A 1324-nucleotide genomic window follows, 5' to 3' on the forward strand; every position below is an offset into this window, starting at 1 on the left:
TTAATTAGATGGTACGCCCCACACCTACGTTAAAATTAGCTATGTCGCAGTACATTTAGAGGTGCCATCATGTCAGTTATAAAAGTTATTGGTATAGATCTCGGGAAGTCGGTTTTCCATCTCATTGGTCATGACCATTCTGGCCGCGAAATTTACCGACACAAATTGAGCCGAGTTAAGCTCGTTCAATTCATCTCCCAACAAGAAACGACAACCATAGCAATGGAAGCCTGTTGTGGTGCTCATTGGCTAGCTCGAAGATGCCAAGAATATGGTCATAATGTTAAGCTGATACCAGCACAGTATGTAAAGCCATACGTTAAGAGCCACAAAAATGACTTCATTGATGCTGACGCTATTGCCGAAGCTGCTACTAGACCTAATATGAGATTTGTTTCTCCTAAGAGTGAACAAGCTCAAATTAGTACGGTTATTCGGAGAATCAGAACGGGATATATTCGCGAAAGAACCTCATGCATGAATAGAATTGGTTCCATCTTGCTAGAGTTTGGCATCAGCTTTCCTCGTGGCCATGCCAATATGAAAAAGTTGTTCCAGTGGCTAGCAGATAAAGATGCAGTAATCCCGCCTCTGCTCATTCTTGAACTTCGCGATCAACTAGATTATTACAACCAATTAAATGAAAAGATTACAGCTCAAGACCAAAAGTTAATCGAACTTAATAAAGAAAACGAGCTGTATGCTTTGCTTCAAACTATACCAGGTGTAGGCCCGATGACAGCTTCGTGTTGTTTGTCTTCTGTAGGTGATCCAAAAGACTTTGCTAATGGGCGAAACTTTGCAGCATGGATAGGGTTAGTGCCGTTTCAATATACAACGGGAGGGAAACCTCGATTGTTGGGTATATCGAAGCGCGGAAACAAAGAGCTAAGAGAATTATTTGTTCATGCAGCTAGAGCCGTAATGTGGAGGGATGCATCTGCGGAGCGCTACTTTGGTTCATGGCTCATTGATTTGAAGTGCCGAAAACCATTCAATGTCGCTGTTGTAGCACTAGCTAATAAATTGGCTCGTATTGCATGGTCAGTGATGAACTCTCACAAAGCATTCGAAGTAAAAGCATAACCAAGATTTGCATATGATAAATCAAGATGACAAAACGGTTAGACCACCAGATTGAAGACCTGAGGGGCAGAACAGCAGTAAAAGTGCTTTCTCATTTATGAGGACAATCTGGCGCGGATCTCATCGTAGAGCTGGGACTAATGAAAGTCTCAAATAGACTCTGAATACATTAGCGCAATCCAACTCTGTTATTTTGCTGATTCACTTGCAAAACGGGGCGTACCATACATTCTGCCCC

At 42.2% G+C, this 1324-nt stretch carries 1 protein-coding gene; it reads left to right on the forward strand.

Going from position 1 to position 1324, the window contains the following annotated elements:
• Nucleotides 1–69 precede the first annotated feature (69 nt).
• On the forward strand, nt 70–1086 hold the full coding sequence (locus tag AB6E85_RS25815) for an IS110 family transposase (protein ID WP_050649567.1): 1017 nt from the start codon (nt 70–72) through the stop codon (nt 1084–1086).
• Nucleotides 1087–1324 lie beyond the last annotated feature (238 nt).

The sequence above is a fragment of the Vibrio sp. 10N.247.311.51 genome (assembly GCF_041467855.1).
Lineage (GTDB): Bacteria > Pseudomonadota > Gammaproteobacteria > Enterobacterales > Vibrionaceae > Vibrio > Vibrio coralliirubri.